Consider the following 14502-nt stretch of genomic DNA (forward strand, 5'->3'; position numbering starts at 1 on the left):
CGGGGCGGCAGGTCCGGGCTGGGCTGGGCTGGCGGGGTGTTACCGGGGCACGACGTCGAACCGCCGGTTGCGGATCGACGGCAGGGCCGCGCGGACCTCGTCGATCCGGTCCCGGTCGACGTCGGCGAACCCGATGCCGTTGCCGGCACCGAGGTCCAGCAGTTGCAGCCCGAGCGGGTCGAACGCCGCGGAGCGGCCGATGCACGCGGCGCCGGCCTCACCGCTGGCGAGGACGTAGGCGGTGTTCTCGATCGCGCGGGCGCGCAGCAGCGTCAGCCAGTGCTCCTCCTTCACCGGCCCGCGGATCCAGGCGGCGGGCAGCGCGAACGCGTGCGCGTCCAGGTCCACCAGCGCCCGGAAGATCTCGGGGAACCGCAGGTCGTAGCAGGTGACCAGGCCGAACCGGGTGCCGTCGAGGTCGAGGAAGCCGACCCCGCCGCGGCCGGGTTCGACCTTGTCGGACTCCACGTAGCTGAACGCGTCGTAGAGGTGCAGCTTGTCGTAGTGGGCAGCCAGCGACCCGTTGTCGACCGCCACGAGGGTGTTGCGCACGCGGGCGCCGTCCCCCGGGGTGTAGCTGCCCGCGACGATGGCGGTCCCGTGCGCCGCGGACGACGCGGCGAGGTCGGTGACGAACTGGCCGTCGAGGGCCTGGGCGTACCCGGTGAGCGGCGCGTCCTTGTCGGGCAGCCGCACGAGCGCCGCCTCGGGGGCGATGAGCAGCCGCGCCCCTCCCGCTGCGGCCTCGGCGGCGAACCCGTCGATGATCCGCGCGTTGGCGACGGGGTCGTCGAGGACCTCGAACTGGCAGATGGCGACGCGCATGGTCAGACCTCCGTGGTTCCGGCCGCGCTGTCGGCGCGGGTGTTGCGGTCGTACTCGGCGACGTAGTCGGCGCAGAATCCGACGACGCGCTCGATCCAGAGCTTGCCGGTCTCGGCGTCGGCGAGCCGCGGGTCGCCCGACACACCCGTCGGGCTGACCTCGGAGAAGTCCCAGAAGATGGTGCCGCGCACGGCGTGCTCGCCGATCCGGGTCTCGTTGTAGCTGGTGGGCCGCCAGCCGTCGAAGCCGCTCATGCCGCCGCTCTCGACCCGGTCGGACTGCACCAGCTCCGGGAACATCGCCAGCATCGCGGAGTGTTCGGGTTCGGCCCCGTGGCCGTAGGCCGTCGCCGGGTCGTCGTAGAGGTCGCGCATCAGCGCGTAGCCGAGCTGCCACGGGTACAGGTGCCCGATCAGCACGCCGAGGTCGCGGCGGGCGTCGAAGGCCGCGCTGGACACGGGGCCGACGTTGCCGCCGTTGTTGTTGACCAGCACGATGCGCCGGAAGCCGGACTCCACCAGCGCCGCGATCAGCTCGCCGGTGACCAGTTCCAGCGTGCGCGCGCTCAGCGACAGGTTGCCGGTGAAGCCGCGGAACGTGGGCGAGTGGCCGTAGTTCAGCGACGGCGCGACGAGCGCGTCGGTGCGCGCCGCCACTTCGCGGGCCACCCACTCCGCGACGAAGGAGTCCTCCTCGATGGGCAGGTGCGGGCCGTGCTGTTCGACGGCGCCGATGGGCAGCAGCACCACCGGGTCGGCGGCGGCGGCCTCGCGCGCCTCGGTCCAGCTCATCTCGCCGAGCCGCCGGGTCCGGAAGGTGGTGGTCATGGGCTCCTCCGCTTTCGTTCGTGGTGTGCACCGGGTGGTGCCGTTCCCTGCGGGTGCCGGGGCGGGCGCGTCATCGGGCCGCGCGCCGGGGGTCGAGCAGGTCGCGCAGGCCGTCGCCGAGCACGTTGAGGGCCAGCACGATCGCGATGATCACCACCGCGGGGTGGATGAGCAGGCTCGGCTGGACTTCGAGGAAGTCGCGCCCCGCGGCGACCATGGTCCCCAGCGACGGCAGCGGGGGCTGCGCGCCGAGGCCGAGGAAGCTGAGTCCCGCCTCGACCTGCACGGCGAAGCTGAGGGACAGGCTGGTCTGCACGATGATGGGCGCCGCGATGTTGGGCAGCACCGTGCGCAGCATGATGCGCATCGGTCCGGCGCCCATGACCCGGGCCGCGTCGACGTACTCGGCCGAGCGCACCGTGAGGACCTGGACGTAGACGATCCGGGCGAAGCGCGGCACGTAGAGGACGCCGATGACGATCACCACGTTGCGCAGTTCCGGGCCGAGGATCGCGACGGCGGCGATCGCCAGCACCACCGCGGGGAAGCTCAGCAGGATGTCGGCGCCGCGGGTGACCGCGACCGCGGTCCAGCCGCCGAGGTACCCGGCGACCAGCCCGGCGAGCACGCCGAGGACCGCGGCGATGACCACGGCCGCCGCGGCGACGACCAGCGAGGTGCGCATGCCCATGACGAGCCGGGACAGCACGTCGCGCCCGAAGTCGTCGGTGCCGAGCAGGCCGCTGCCGGTGAGGGGCAGCGCCACCTGGTCGCGGTAGTCGAAGGGTGTGATCACGGGCGCGAGCGCCGCTGCGAGCGCCGCGACCAGCAGCAGCCCGCCGGCGATGCTGATGCGCGGGTTGCGCAGCGCGCGGCGCCAGGCCGGGGCGCGCCGGGATTCGGGCGGTGCGGCGGGTGGGACCGCGGTGGCCATGGCTACACCGCCTCCGTTCGCGGGTCCAGTGCTCGGATGACGAGGTCGGCGGCGAAGTTCACGGCGATGACGATCGTCGCCGTGGACAGCACCACGGCCTGGATGACGGGGTAGTCGCGGGAGCCCACGGCGTTCATCAGGAAGGAGCTCATCCCTGGCCAGCCGAAGATCGTCTCGACCAGGACGGTGCTGCCGATCAGTGTCGCGAGCTCCACCCCGGTGATCGACACGACCGGGATGAGCGCGGTGCGCAGGGCGTGGCGGCGCACGACCAGCGTCTCGGCGAGCCCTTTGGAGCGGGCGGTGCGCACGTAGTCGGCGCTGAGCGTCTCCAGCATGGACGACCTGGTCATCCGCGCGATGACGGCGGTCGAGGCGGCGGTCAGCGTGACCACGGGCAGGACCAGGGCGCGCAGGTGCGCGGCGGGGTCCTGGCCGATGGTCACGAACCGCTCCGGCGGCAGGATCGGCAGCCACAGTGAGAACACCAGGAGCAGCAGCGTGCCGAGGACGAACACCGGCAGGGAGATGCCGAGGATCCCCGCCCCGGTCACGAGGTGGTCGCCGGCCCGGTCGGCGCGCAGCGCCGCCCACCGGCCGAGGGGGACGCCGATGAGCACCGCCAGCGCCAGCGCGATCAGCACGAGTTCCAGGGAGTTCGCCACGCGCGGCGGCAGGTCGAGCATGACCTCGCGGCCGCTGATCAGGGACGTGCCGAGGTCGCCGCGGAGCAGCCCCGCCCAGAAGTCCAGGAACTGGCCCCACACCGGGCGGTCCAGCCCCATTTCGGCGCGGATCGCCGCGACCTGCTCCTTGGTGGCGATCTCCCCGGCGACGGCGCGGGCCGCGTCGCCGGGGATGAGCCGCACGAGCAGGAAGATCAGCGATGCGACGACGACGAGCTGGACGAGGGCCAGCCCGAGCCTGCGGACGAGGAAACCGCTCATCGCTCCTCCAACCAGGTCTGGCGCAGGGCGATCAGCGTCCACGCGCCCTTGGGCGGGTGGAAGAAGCCCCGGACGTAGGTGTGGAACGCCTCCCCCTGCTCCCTGCGCACGGTGAGCACCCAGGGGCAGAGGTCGAGGACGCGCTCCTCGGCCTTGTGGTACAGCTCCTCGCGCAGCCCGCGGTCGCGGGTGCGGCGGCCCTCCGCGAGCAGGCCGTCGACCTTGTCGTCGCTGAACTTCAGGTAGTCGGCCCACACCCCGCCGGTGCCGACGAAGTCGCGCATGGCGTCGGGGTCGCCGTAGGCGGGCGCGGTGCCCCAGGAGAACGACGGGAAGGTGCGGGCCTGCACGGTGTCGCGGAAGGTCAGCCACTCCTGGCGCTCCAGGCTCACGTCGACGCCCGCGGTGCGCAGCGACTGGAGGGCGGCCTCGGCCGGCCGGGAGATCACCGAGTAGCTGCTGGTGGTGACCATCGACAGGTCCAGCCCGCGCACGCCGGCCTTCTTGAGCAGGTGCGCGGCCTGGTCGGGGTCGTACTCGTAGGTGCCTTCGAGGTCGTTGGCGTAGTCGGCGACACTGGGGGCGGTGAGGCCGCCCGTCATGGGTTCGCCGTTGCCGAGGAACGCGGTGTCGAGGATGGCCTTGCGGTCGATGGACAGCGCGACGGCCTTGCGGACGCGCACGTCGTCGAACGGCGGCCGGTCGGTGACGAACCCGATACAGCCGAACCCGAACGTGGTGTCGGAGACGAGGTCCAGGCGGGGGTTGCGGCGGACGACGTCGAGGTGGGTGGCCGGGACGTAGTCGATCATGTCGACGGTGGCCGAGCGCAGCGCGGTCACGCGGGCGTAGTCGTCGATCATCGGCGTGAACTGGATGCCGTTGAGGTAGGGCAGTTCGGGGACGAAGTAGCGGTCGAACCGCTCGAACGTCAGGCTCACGCCGGGGATCCGCTCCACGAAGGTGAAGGGCCCGGTGCCCATCATCGACGTGCGGGGGTCGGCGCCACCCTCCCACCAGGCGCGGGAGACGACGTTGGCGCTGCGCGACGCCAGCGCGAACGGCAGGGTGGCGTTGGGTTCGGCGAGCTCGAACAGCACGGTGTCCGCCGACGGGGCGCTGACCTTCTCGACCCCGGCCAGCAGCGGGCCGGTGGTGGTGCCGTTGTCGGGGTCGAGCATCAGCTCGAAGGAGTGGACGACGTCGGCGGCGGTGAGCCGGGACCCGTCGTGGAAGTACACCTCGGAGTGCAGGGTGACCTCGTAGCGGGTGTCGGTGTCCCAGCCGAATTCGCGGGCGAGGTCGCCCACGATCTCGCCGTCCGCGTCGAAGGCGAGCAGCCCGTTGTAGACGAGCTGGACGACGGTGTCGCTCGCGCTGCCGGCGGAGATGTGCGGGTGGAAGTTGGACGGGTCGGTCGACAGGCCGAAGCGCAGGACCCCGCCGCGTGCGGGTTCGCCCTCTGCGCCGGGCCGGACGCGGTCCAGCGCCGGGTCGAGCCCGCCGGCCTGCGCGCATCCGGCGAGTGCCGTGGTGCCGAGGAGGGCCGCGCCGCCGCGGAGGACCTGTCGGCGATCGGGTTTGCCGTGACTCATTGCTCGGCCCTCACAGGCGGCCTCCCGGGGTGCGGTGCGCGGGGGTCAGTGCGGTATCCGGTCCTGCGGTATCCGTCATGTATACGCAACGTCGCACATGTGGTCAATACCTCATCCGCAGGAAAACGCCCGGCCGTCGACGCCGACCCGCCATCCGCATGGTGAGACACTGCTCTCACCATGCGGGACGTCGTGTTAGTGTCGCCGCGTCCGACGCGATCCGAAGGGGAGCAGACCATGGGCGAGAACGGCGACCGGCCGGCCGTGTACACCCACGGCCACCACGAGTCCGTGCTGCGGTCGCACCGCTGGCGCACCGCCGAGAACTCCGCCGCCTACCTCACCGGCGCGCTGCGGTCCGGCATGAGCGTCCTCGACGTCGGCTGCGGCCCCGGCACCATCACCGCCGACCTCGCCGCGCTCGTGGCACCCGGGCGCGTGACCGCCGTGGAGGTCACCGAGGACGCCCTCGGCCTCGCGCGCGCCGAGGCCGCCCGGCGCGGCCGCGACGACATCACCTTCGCGGTGTCCGACGTGCACGCGCTCGCGTTCCCCGACGACACCTTCGACGTCGTCCACGCCCACCAGGTCCTCCAGCACGTCGCCGACCCCGTGGCGGCGCTGCGCGAGATGCGCAGGGTCTGCGCGCCCGGCGGCGTCGTCGCCGCCCGCGACAGCGACTACGCCGCGTTCACCTGGTACCCGGCGCTGCCCGAGCTCGACGAGTGGATGCACCTCTACCAGTCGGCCGCCCGCGCCAACGGGGGCGAACCCGACGCGGGGCGGCGCATGCTGGCGTGGGCGCGCGCCGCCGGGTTCACCGACATCACCGCGACCTCCTCCACATGGTGCTTCGCCACCCCCGAGGACCGCGCGTGGTGGGGCGGGCTGTGGGCCGACCGGATCCGCCACTCCGACCTCGCCCGCCAGCTCCTCGCGGGCGGCACCCCCGGCGGCGACCTCGACCGGATCTCCGCCGGGTGGCGCGCCTGGGCGGCGGCCGACGACGGGTGGCTCTCCCTCCTCCACGGCGAGATCCTCTGCCGCGCCTGACCCCCCACCGGTAACGCCCACCCGGCCCGGCGAACTGGGCGACGTGGGCCGGTCCGCGTCCGGGGCCCGGCCCGGTGACCGATCGACAGGATGTGCTTCGGCGGCCGCTGCGGCCCCCGAACCCGGTGGGTTCAGAAGGTCTGCCAGGTCGCCTCGTCGACCCCGCACGGTCCCCCGCGGTGGAACTCCAACCGCCCGGCCGCGACGTCCAGGCCGATCGTCAGCAGGGTCTCGGAGTCCTGGTCCACCGGCCGGCCGGGGACCGTGTGGCGGCACAGTGAGACGCCGTCGGCGCCGGTGCCGCGCATCGCGCGGGCGCGGTCGATCGGCTCCGGGGACGACAGCCCGGCCGTGCGCTCGCCGAGCATGGCGAGGCGGCCGAACGTCGTGGACTCCGCCGGGGTCACCGTCTCGCCCTTCGCCAGGGCGGGGTCGACGAAGTGGTTGGTGTGCAGCAGCACCCCGTCGTCGCCCGCGCGCACCTCGGCGACACCGTCCGGGCACAGTTCGAGCGCCGCGGCGTCGCCCTGCGCGCCGTCGAACGCGACCGCCGTGACCACGGTGGACGCCGAGACGCGCGCCGAGCGTGCGATCTCCGCCGCCGCCCCGACCGTGTCCGCCTCGTCCAGGATCCGGCGCGCCACCACGTGCACCGGCACGCCGATCCGGTCGTGGTCGGAGGCGTGCCGCAGGATGTTGAAGTGCACCCCCAGCCCGGCACTGTTGACCCCCACCTTGCCGAGCACCCCGAGCTCGGTGAAGCAGCGCACCGTGCGCCCCTCGCTCGGCTCGAACGCCCACACCACCACGCCGCCGCCCAGGGCGGCGTGCCAGTCCCAGGTCTGCATCGTGCGCGGCGGCGCTCCCCCGCCGGGCAGCACGACCGCGGTCGAGCACTCGCCGTCGCCGGTGTAGCGCGCGGCGGCGAGGACCTCCGTGCGCGCGTTGAGGGCCCCCGCCTGCCACACGGCCAGCCCGGACCCGGCCGCCATCCCCTCGATTTCCGCTGCGAGCCCTGGCGCCCATTCCGCCGTGCGCTCCAGGGCCTGCTCGCTCCACGACCGGACCTGCGCCGGTTCGGCGCCGTACGCGGCGAACAGGCCGAGGTAGCGGTCGAAGCCGGCGCGGATCTCGGCGCTCCACGCCCGCCCGAACTCGCGGGCCCGGCCCGGGCCGTCGGCGCGGGAGGAGGTGAAAGTCGGGACGCTCATGCGTCGGTTCCTCTCTGCTGGGGGTGATGGCTCGGAGTACCGGTGTACCCCTTCACGCCCCGCCGCCGTGGGCGCGGGGGTCGACCCGCCGCATCAGCTCGGCGAGCTCGGGGGCGGCGTGCGGCCCCTCCGCCGCCGCACCGTGCACCCGGTCGTGCAGGTCGGCGGGCAGGTCCTGGCCGAGTTTGAACACGCTGCGCTGCGCCGACACCCGGATCCGGAACGCCACGACCCCGGACACGAGCTCGGCGAACCGGCCCCGCGACGCCGCCATGTCCCACGACGGGGAGCGCAGCGACTCCAGCGCGCGCACCGTCTCCTCCAGGACGGCGAGCGTGTCGTCGGGCCCGTCCGCCACCTCCACCCGCCCGGTCAGGTGGACGGCGGCGTAGTTCCAGGTCGGCACCGACGGGTCGCGGCCGTAGGTCGTCGGCGACACGTAGGAGTCCGGCCCGGAGAACACGGCCAGGACGTCCGGGGCCGCCGCGAACGAGCGCCACTGCGGATTGGCCCGCGCCATGTGGCCCAGCAGCGTCGCGCCGGCGAAGGAGTCACCGACGGGGGTCGCGGGGTCGGCCACGACCGGAACGTGCGTCGCGACGGGCACACCGCCGTCCGCGCTCACCACGAGGGCGAACGGGTGCGTGCGCACGAGTTCCACCGCGTGCCGCGGGTCGTCCGGTGAGTACCTCTCGAACTCGTGCATGCCTTCCCTTCAGGTCCTTCCCATCATCGGATGTCCGTCGGCCGCGCGGCGCGCGGCGAACGTCGTGCCCGCTCACACCGCGCTGCTGAGCACCGCGTCCCAGGCGACCTCCGAGGCGAGCGCCCCGAACCCGGTCGGGGTCGCGCCCGCCAGCTCGATCTCGTCGGTGGTCAGCGCGAACAGCACGTCGCCGTCGGTCTCGGTGTGGAACGGCTGGATGGCGCGGTGCATGGAGCTGTGCACCTGGCGGGCGAACTGCTGGAGCGACGCGTCGGGCAGCCGGACGTTCGTGACCAGCACGGTCAGCGTGGTGTTGCCGGAGACGGGGACGGCGGGGCCGCCGCCGATCCCGGCCCGGATGTCCTCGGCCGGGTGCCGCCGCACGCCGTCGCCGTGGCGGTTGCCGCGCACCACCGCGCCGTCGCGGTTGACGATCACCCCGACCGCATTGACGACGGTGCCCACGAGCACCTTCGCCGGCCCGTTCACCGTGTCGAACGAGGCGTAGGCCGCGCCCTGACCGGCGAACTCGGCACGGGGGGTGTCGATCGCCAGCTTGCCCACTGACGCGCCGATCCCCGCGCCGCACCGCCCGACCGGGAACTCGCCCGCGCGGGCGTTGTCCAGCGCGGCGCGGCCGAGCTCCGCGTCGGGCACCACTGCGGTGTCGCGCGCCGAGAAGTCGTAGATGACCGCGCCGGAGACGAGCTTGAGGTCGGCCCAGTGCGTGCGGTTGTCGCCGCGCCGCAGCAGCTCGGCGCTGACGCCCGCGGCGGCGGCCAGCCCGTAGACGGAGCCCCCGGCGAAGCAGACGGCGTGGTTGCGGTCGAACCCGCCGACCATCCCCACGGCGCCGCCGCGCACGTCGGCTGCCGTCCGCGCCCCGGCGGGGACGTGCACGACGGTGCACCCCGTGGGCCCTTCGCCGTACTCGGCCGTGCCGACGAGGACACCGGGGATGTCGAAGGGCACGCTCTCCCGCCCCTTGCTCGCCTGCGGGACCAGCGGGCCGTCGGCGTTGCCGCGCGCGCCGGGGGCGAACGCGGACGGCCGCACCGGGCGGGGCTCGGGCGCGGGCCGCTCGACCCCGGGGACGTCTGTGCTGCTCACATGGCCTCCATCAGCTGCTTCGAGTATTCGTGTTCGGGCGCGGTCCAGAAGACCTCGGTGTCGGCGGTCTCCACGATCTCGCCCGCGCGCATCACGGCGATCCGGTCGGCGACGTAGCGCACGGCGCCCAGGTCGTGGGAGATGAACAGCGCGCCGAACCCCAGTTCGCCTTGCAGATCCTTGATCAGGTTCAGGATCTGGGCCTGCACCGACACGTCCAGTGCGCTCACCGCCTCGTCGAAGACGATGAACCGGGGGGCGGTGATGAGGGCGCGCGCGATCGACACCCGCTGCCGCTGCCCGCCCGACAGCTCGTGCGGGTAGCGGTCGGCCAGCCCGCTCTCCAGGCCGACCCGGTCGAGCATCCCGCGCACGGCCCGCCCGTCGCGGTCGGCGCGGCCCAGGACCGCGAGCGGCTCGGCGATGCTGGTCCCCACGCGCATCCGCGGGTTCAGCGACCACTGCGGGTGTTGCAGCACCGCCTGCATCCGCCCGGCGAGGCTGCGGCGCCGCTTCGGGAACGGGGCGCCGTCGAAGCGGACCGCGCCGGCGGCGGGCCGCAGCAGTCCCAGTGCGACCGCGCCGAGCGTGGTCTTGCCCGACCCGGACTCGCCGACGAGGCCGACCATCTCGCCGCCGGCGACCGCCAGGGAGACGCCGCGCAGCGCCCTGGTGTCGGGGCGCCGCGACAGCGGTCCGGCGCCGAAGACGACCTCGACCCGGTCGAGTTCGAGGGCCGGCCCGCTGCCGACCGTTCCCGCGTCCGCCGGCCGCGCGGCGGCGCCGTCGCGCGGCGCGGGCGGGGCGAGGCGCACCGGGGGCGCGGCGCCGACGAGCTCCTCGGCCCGGTGGCACAGCACGTCCCTGCCGCGGACCCGGACCGGGCGCGGCCGCTCCTCGGTGCAGCGCACCACGCTGAACGCGCAGCGGGGCGCGAAAGAGCACCCGGGCGCGGCGCCGTCGAGCACCGGGGGGCGGCCCCGGACGGGTTCGATGCGGGCGCCCGGCGGCGCGGTCCCCGGCGCCGAGCGCGCGAGCGCCGCCGTGTACGGGTGCGCGGGGTCGGCCATGACCTCCGCCGACGGCCCCTCCTCCACCACGCGGCCGCCGTACATCACGGCGACGCGCGCGCACCGGCGCACGACCTCGGGGAGGTCGTGGCTGAGCAGCAGCAGACCCGTGCCCGTCTCGGCGGCGATCGCGAACACCATGTCCATGACCTGGTCGCGGACCTGGCGGTCCAGCGCGGCGGTCGGCTCGTCGGCGACCAGGAGCCGCGGTTCCGCCGCCATCGCCATGGCGATGGCGACGCGCTGGGCCATCCCGCCGGACAGCTCGTGCGGGTAGCTCCGCAGCACCCGTTCCGGGTCGGGCAGCCGGACCCGTTCCAGGTGGCGCCGCAGCGCGGCGGGCCCGCCCGCGTCCGGCACGACGAGGCGCAGTTGGCGGCCGATGCGCATCGTGGGGTCCAGCGACCCGACGGGGTCCTGGAACACGAAGCCGAGCCGCTCGCGGCGCAGCCGCCGCAGCTCGGCCGGTGCCAGCAGCGGCACCGCCAGCCCGTCGACGGTGACCTCCGCGCCGGCGGGGACCGCGCCCCGCGGGAGGAGCCCGCCCACGGCGAGGCCGAGCGTGGACTTGCCCGACCCGCTCTCCCCCACGATGCCGACGGTCGCACCGGCGGCCACCGCGAGGTCGGCGCCGTCGACCGCGCGCACCCGCCCGCCCCCGGCCGTGTACTCCACGACCAGGTCCCGCACGTTCAGCAGCTCTGTCATGTGAGCGACCTCGACTCTCGGGGTTCCAGGCGGTCGCGCAGACCGTCGCCGAACACGTTGATCGACAGCATCGCGGCGACCAGCACGACACCGGGCCCCAGGAGCAGCCACGGCGCCGCGACCATGTACACGCCGCCCTGCTGGATGAGCACGCCCAGGGACGACTCCGGCGGTTGCACGCCGAGGCCCAGGAAGCTCAGCCCGCCCTCGACCAGGATCCCGACGGACAGCGCGTAGGTCCCCTGCACCGCGACCGTGCCGGACACGTTCACCAGGATGTGGCGGAGCAGGATCCGCGGGGTGCGCGCGCCGCTGATCACCGCCGCGGTGACGTAGTCGCGCCGCGCCACACTCGCCGCCGCGGCCCGCACCACCCGCGTCATCAGCGGCACCGTCACCAGGACGATGCTCGCCAGCGCCGCCGTGCGCCCCGGCCCGATCACCGCCGCGACCAGCACGGCGAGGACGATGGAGGGGAACGCGTACAGCACGTCGACCAGCCGCAGCACCGCCTCGTTGACGGCGCCGCCCCGGTAGCCCGCCACGATCCCCAGCAGGGTGCTCAGCGCCGCCGTCACCAGGACCGCGCTCGACGACAGCAGCAGCGTCGTGCCGACGCCCTCGATCACCCGCGGCACCATCGAGCGCCCCAGGGAGTCGGTGCCGAGCCACCACTCCGGCCCCGGCGGGAGCAGCCGGCCGCCGACGATCTCCGCCGGGTCGCCGCCGAGACCGGCCGCCTGCCCGAGCGCGGCGACGGCGGCGAGAGCGACCAGGCAGGCCAGTGCCGCGCGCGAGAGCAGGTCGATCCGGCGGCGGCCGGCGCCGCCGGCCCCCGTGCGTCGCCGCGGCGACCAGGTGCGGGTCCCCATCACACACCTCCGTTGCGCGCGGCCGCGCCGAGCCGCGGGTCGACCACCCCGACCACGAAGTCGGCGATGACGTTCATCAGGATGAACACAGTTGCGGCGAGCAGCACCCCGGCCTGCACGACCGCGTAGTCGCGGCGGCCGACCGCCTGCACGATGTAGGAGCCGACCCCCGGCAGGTCGAACAGGTACTCCACGATGAGCGCCCCGCCCAGCAGCGAGGCGGTGATCACGGTGAGCACGATGACCACCGGCACCGCCGCGTTGCGCAGCACGTGGTGCCGGACGATGAACCACGGCGGTTCGCCGCGGGCGACGGCCGCGGTCACGTACTGCTCGGTGAGCACGTTCATGACCGCGTCGCGCGTCGTCCGGGCGACCGCCGTGGTCGCCGCGACGGCGAGGACGGTCGCCGGCAGCGCCATGGCGCGCAGGTTCGCGCCGGGGTCGGCGGCGAACGGCACGTAGCCGCCGACCGTCAGGCCCAGCGCGTAGCGCGAGAACACGAAGACCAGCAGGCTGCCGAGCACGAACTCCGGGACGCTGACGCCGAGCCCGCTCGCGAGCCGTCCCGCGGCGGCACCGCCCCCGTCGCGCGACCGGACCGCGGTGAGCACCCCCAGCGGGACGCCCACCAGGACGGCGGCGACCGCGGCCAGCACCGCCAGCTCCGCGGTCACCGGCAGCCGCTGCACCAGCTCCGCCGCCACCGGCTCCTTGCTGAGCAGGGAGGTGCCGAAGTCGCCGCGTCCCACGGACGCGATCCAGCGGCCGTACTGGACGACGAGGGGGTCCTCCAGCCCGTAGCGGGCCGCAAGGGCGGCCCGCTCCCCCGGGGTCGCGAACGGACCGAGGACGATCTGGGCGTAGCCGCCCGGCATGAACCGGACGGCGGCGAAGATCAGCACCGAGACGCCCAGCAGCGTGCCGGCCGCGCTCGCGACGCGCCCGATCCACCAGCTCGCAAACCGCATGCTCACTCCCCCTCCACGTCGCGCCGCGCTACTTCGCCGCGCGGAAGTCGGCGGCCAGGCGCAGCGCGTTGCCGTAGCCTTCGGTGCCGTAGAGGCTGGGGCTCACGGCGTCCTTCCGGTAGCCCACGATCAGCGGCCGGGTCACCAGCGGGATCATCTGCGCGTCGGCGTCGACCGCAGCGCACAGCTTCTCCAGCGCCGCTGCGCGGCCCTTGCCCTCGGGTTCGGACACCGCGGTGTCGATCGCCTTGTCCAGCGCGGGATCGGGGGTCATGAACCCCTGGTTGAAGCCCGCCGACTCCGGGTTCCACCACTGGCCGACCATCGCCGGGTCGGCGTATCCGGCGAACCACGACAGCGCGGCGTCGAACTTCGCCGGGGAGGCGCCGTAGACCTCGTCGGCCCAGCTCCCCTCGTCGAGCTGCTGGATGTCGACCGTGACGCCGATCTTCTCCAGGTTCTGCTGGACGACCTGCGCGATAGCAGGCGCCGGCTCCGTCGAGTAGATGGCGAGCTTGAAGGAGAGGTCCTCGGCGCCCGCGTCCTCGAGGAGCTTGCGCGCCCGGTCCAGGTCCTCCTTTGCCGCGGGCAGCTCCGCGGGGTCGCAGGCGCCGGGCAGGCCCGCCGGTGTGACAGCGGTGGGGCTGCCCAGCCCGCCGGTGCCCGCGTCCGCCATCAGCTGCCGGTCCATCGCGATGTTGACGGCGGACCGGACCCGCTTGTCGGCGAACTTCGAACCGGCGGCCTTCGTGTTGAGCATCAGGTAGAAGAAGTCGGTCGTGGCCTGGGTGCCGACCTCGACGTCGCGCGCGCCCTTGAGGACCTGCGGGGCGTCGACGTTGTCGAGGATCGCCATGCCCGAACTGCCGTCCTGGAGCCCGGCGATGCGCGTGGAGCCCTGGGGCGCGACGCTGATGTCGATGCCGTCCAGCGCCGGGGCGCCATCGGCCCAGTAGTGCTCGTTGCGGTCGAAGCGCCACGACACGTCCTGGCGGTGCTTCGCCATGACGAACGGGCCGGTGCCGAGCATGTCCTTCGCCGGGTCCACCGAACCGTCGGCCACCTCCTTCATCGGCAGGACGGCGGCGGGCACGTTGGCGAGCGCGGCGAGGAACGGCGTGTAGGGGCGGTCGAGGGTGAACTCGACCGTGCCCGCGTCGACCTTGTCGACGGACTTGAGCGGGCCGAGCTGCCCCTTCCAGGTGGCGCTGCCGTCGAGCAGCCGCTCCATGCTGCCGACGACGTCGTCGGCCGTCATGGCGCGGCCGTTGGAGAACTCGACGTCGTCGCGCAGGTGGAACACGTACTTGGTCGGGCTCGGCTGCTCCCACTTCTCGGCGAGCCCCGGCTCCGGGTCGAAGTCCGACCCGACCGTCACGAGGGTCTCGTAGACCAGCGACATCAGCTGCCAGGACGTCGCCGTGTCCGCCCCCTGCGGGTCGAGGCCCGTGGCGGCCCCGGAGTCCACGTGGATCTGGAGGTCGAGGCGGCCGCCTTCGGGCAGCCCGGTGTCCGCCTCGGCGAGGTAGGCGGGCTGCTTCTGCGGGCCCGCGGGCGGGCCGCCGCCCGCGCCGCAGCCCGACGCCGCCAGCACGGCGATCGCGGCGCCGCCCGCCAGCCATCTGGTTCTCATAGGGCCTCGTCCTCTCGGCGAACAGGGATGATGCGGGGGG

Annotated in this window: 13 protein-coding genes; 1 reads left to right on the top strand and 12 read right to left on the bottom strand. The window is 74.0% G+C overall.

Annotation, left to right across the window (positions count from 1 at the left end):
* Window positions 1-39: 39 nt before the first annotated feature.
* The 5 genes from CLV63_RS04795 to CLV63_RS04815 form a co-directional block, all read right to left on the bottom strand.
* Window positions 40-825 (bottom strand): carbon-nitrogen hydrolase family protein, encoded by a 786-nt coding sequence (locus tag CLV63_RS04795; RefSeq protein ID WP_106581625.1) that lies wholly within the window; start codon window positions 823-825, stop codon window positions 40-42.
* A 2-nt stretch (window positions 826-827) separates the two neighbouring features.
* Window positions 828-1652: a creatininase family protein gene (locus CLV63_RS04800; protein ID WP_106581626.1), complete on the bottom strand. Its 825-nt coding sequence runs from the start codon at window positions 1650-1652 to the stop codon at window positions 828-830.
* Window positions 1653-1722: 70 nt separating this feature from the next.
* Window positions 1723-2586, bottom strand: coding sequence for an ABC transporter permease (locus CLV63_RS04805; protein ID WP_106581627.1), 864 nt, complete (start codon window positions 2584-2586; stop codon window positions 1723-1725).
* Between the two features lie 2 nt (window positions 2587-2588).
* Window positions 2589-3533, bottom strand: a complete 945-nt coding sequence (locus CLV63_RS04810; protein ID WP_106581628.1) for an ABC transporter permease — start codon at window positions 3531-3533, stop codon at window positions 2589-2591.
* Window positions 3530-5128 (bottom strand): ABC transporter substrate-binding protein, encoded by a 1599-nt coding sequence (locus CLV63_RS04815; RefSeq protein ID WP_106581629.1) that lies wholly within the window; start codon window positions 5126-5128, stop codon window positions 3530-3532. Before CLV63_RS04815 ends, CLV63_RS04810 begins: the two co-directional genes overlap by 4 nt.
* 237 nt (window positions 5129-5365) lie before the next feature.
* Here CLV63_RS04815 and CLV63_RS04820 point away from each other — a divergent pair, with 237 nt between their 5' ends.
* Window positions 5366-6181 carry a class I SAM-dependent methyltransferase gene (locus CLV63_RS04820; RefSeq protein WP_170134144.1) on the top strand — a complete coding sequence of 272 codons (816 nt, stop codon included), beginning with the start codon at window positions 5366-5368 and terminating at the stop codon, window positions 6179-6181.
* 131 nt (window positions 6182-6312) lie between these two features.
* Here CLV63_RS04820 and CLV63_RS04825 read toward each other — a convergent pair whose 3' ends face one another.
* The 7 genes from CLV63_RS04825 to CLV63_RS04855 all read right to left on the bottom strand — a co-directional run bounded on the left by CLV63_RS04825 (window position 6313) and on the right by CLV63_RS04855 (window position 14462).
* Complete coding sequence (locus CLV63_RS04825; protein WP_106581630.1) at window positions 6313-7392, bottom strand: C45 family autoproteolytic acyltransferase/hydolase; 1080 nt, start codon at window positions 7390-7392, stop codon at window positions 6313-6315.
* A gap of 52 nt (window positions 7393-7444) precedes the next feature.
* Window positions 7445-8098, bottom strand: a complete 654-nt coding sequence (locus CLV63_RS04830) for an FMN-binding negative transcriptional regulator (RefSeq protein ID WP_106581631.1) — start codon at window positions 8096-8098, stop codon at window positions 7445-7447.
* A 72-nt stretch (window positions 8099-8170) separates the two neighbouring features.
* On the bottom strand, window positions 8171-9208 hold the full coding sequence (locus tag CLV63_RS04835; RefSeq protein WP_245928579.1) for a P1 family peptidase: 1038 nt from the start codon (window positions 9206-9208) through the stop codon (window positions 8171-8173).
* Window positions 9205-10986: an ABC transporter ATP-binding protein gene (locus tag CLV63_RS04840; RefSeq protein WP_106581632.1), complete on the bottom strand. Its 1782-nt coding sequence runs from the start codon at window positions 10984-10986 to the stop codon at window positions 9205-9207. Before CLV63_RS04840 ends, CLV63_RS04835 begins: the two co-directional genes overlap by 4 nt.
* Entirely contained in the window at window positions 10983-11858 is an 876-nt protein-coding gene (locus CLV63_RS04845) for an ABC transporter permease (protein ID WP_106581633.1), read from the bottom strand. The genes CLV63_RS04840 and CLV63_RS04845 overlap by 4 nt, the downstream gene beginning before the upstream one ends.
* Complete coding sequence (locus CLV63_RS04850) at window positions 11858-12829, bottom strand: ABC transporter permease (protein ID WP_106581634.1); 972 nt, start codon at window positions 12827-12829, stop codon at window positions 11858-11860. The genes CLV63_RS04845 and CLV63_RS04850 overlap by 1 nt, the downstream gene beginning before the upstream one ends.
* Window positions 12830-12857: 28 nt before the next feature.
* Entirely contained in the window at window positions 12858-14462 is a 1605-nt protein-coding gene (locus CLV63_RS04855) for an ABC transporter substrate-binding protein (RefSeq protein WP_170134145.1), read from the bottom strand.
* Window positions 14463-14502: the final 40 nt, after the last annotated feature.

This window comes from Murinocardiopsis flavida (assembly GCF_003014485.1).
GTDB lineage: Bacteria > Actinomycetota > Actinomycetes > Streptosporangiales > Streptosporangiaceae > Murinocardiopsis > Murinocardiopsis flavida.

Bases quoted from the DNA above. Each gene is read 5' to 3' on its own strand.
- CLV63_RS04795 (WP_106581625.1), bottom strand. From the start codon at position 825: ATGCGCGTCGCCATCTGCCAGTTCGAGGTCCTCGACGACCCCGTCGCC.
- CLV63_RS04800 (WP_106581626.1), bottom strand. From the start codon at position 1,652: ATGACCACCACCTTCCGGACCCGGCGGCTCGGCGAGATGAGCTGGACC.
- CLV63_RS04805 (WP_106581627.1), bottom strand. From the start codon at position 2,586: ATGGCCACCGCGGTCCCACCCGCCGCACCGCCCGAATCCCGGCGCGCC.
- CLV63_RS04810 (WP_106581628.1), bottom strand. From the start codon at position 3,533: ATGAGCGGTTTCCTCGTCCGCAGGCTCGGGCTGGCCCTCGTCCAGCTC.
- CLV63_RS04815 (WP_106581629.1), bottom strand. From the start codon at position 5,128: ATGAGTCACGGCAAACCCGATCGCCGACAGGTCCTCCGCGGCGGCGCG.
- CLV63_RS04820 (WP_170134144.1), top strand. From the start codon at position 5,366: ATGGGCGAGAACGGCGACCGGCCGGCCGTGTACACCCACGGCCACCAC.
- CLV63_RS04825 (WP_106581630.1), bottom strand. From the start codon at position 7,392: ATGAGCGTCCCGACTTTCACCTCCTCCCGCGCCGACGGCCCGGGCCGG.
- CLV63_RS04830 (WP_106581631.1), bottom strand. From the start codon at position 8,098: ATGCACGAGTTCGAGAGGTACTCACCGGACGACCCGCGGCACGCGGTG.
- CLV63_RS04840 (WP_106581632.1), bottom strand. From the start codon at position 10,986: ATGACAGAGCTGCTGAACGTGCGGGACCTGGTCGTGGAGTACACGGCC.
- CLV63_RS04845 (WP_106581633.1), bottom strand. From the start codon at position 11,858: ATGGGGACCCGCACCTGGTCGCCGCGGCGACGCACGGGGGCCGGCGGC.
- CLV63_RS04850 (WP_106581634.1), bottom strand. From the start codon at position 12,829: ATGCGGTTTGCGAGCTGGTGGATCGGGCGCGTCGCGAGCGCGGCCGGC.
- CLV63_RS04855 (WP_170134145.1), bottom strand. From the start codon at position 14,462: ATGAGAACCAGATGGCTGGCGGGCGGCGCCGCGATCGCCGTGCTGGCG.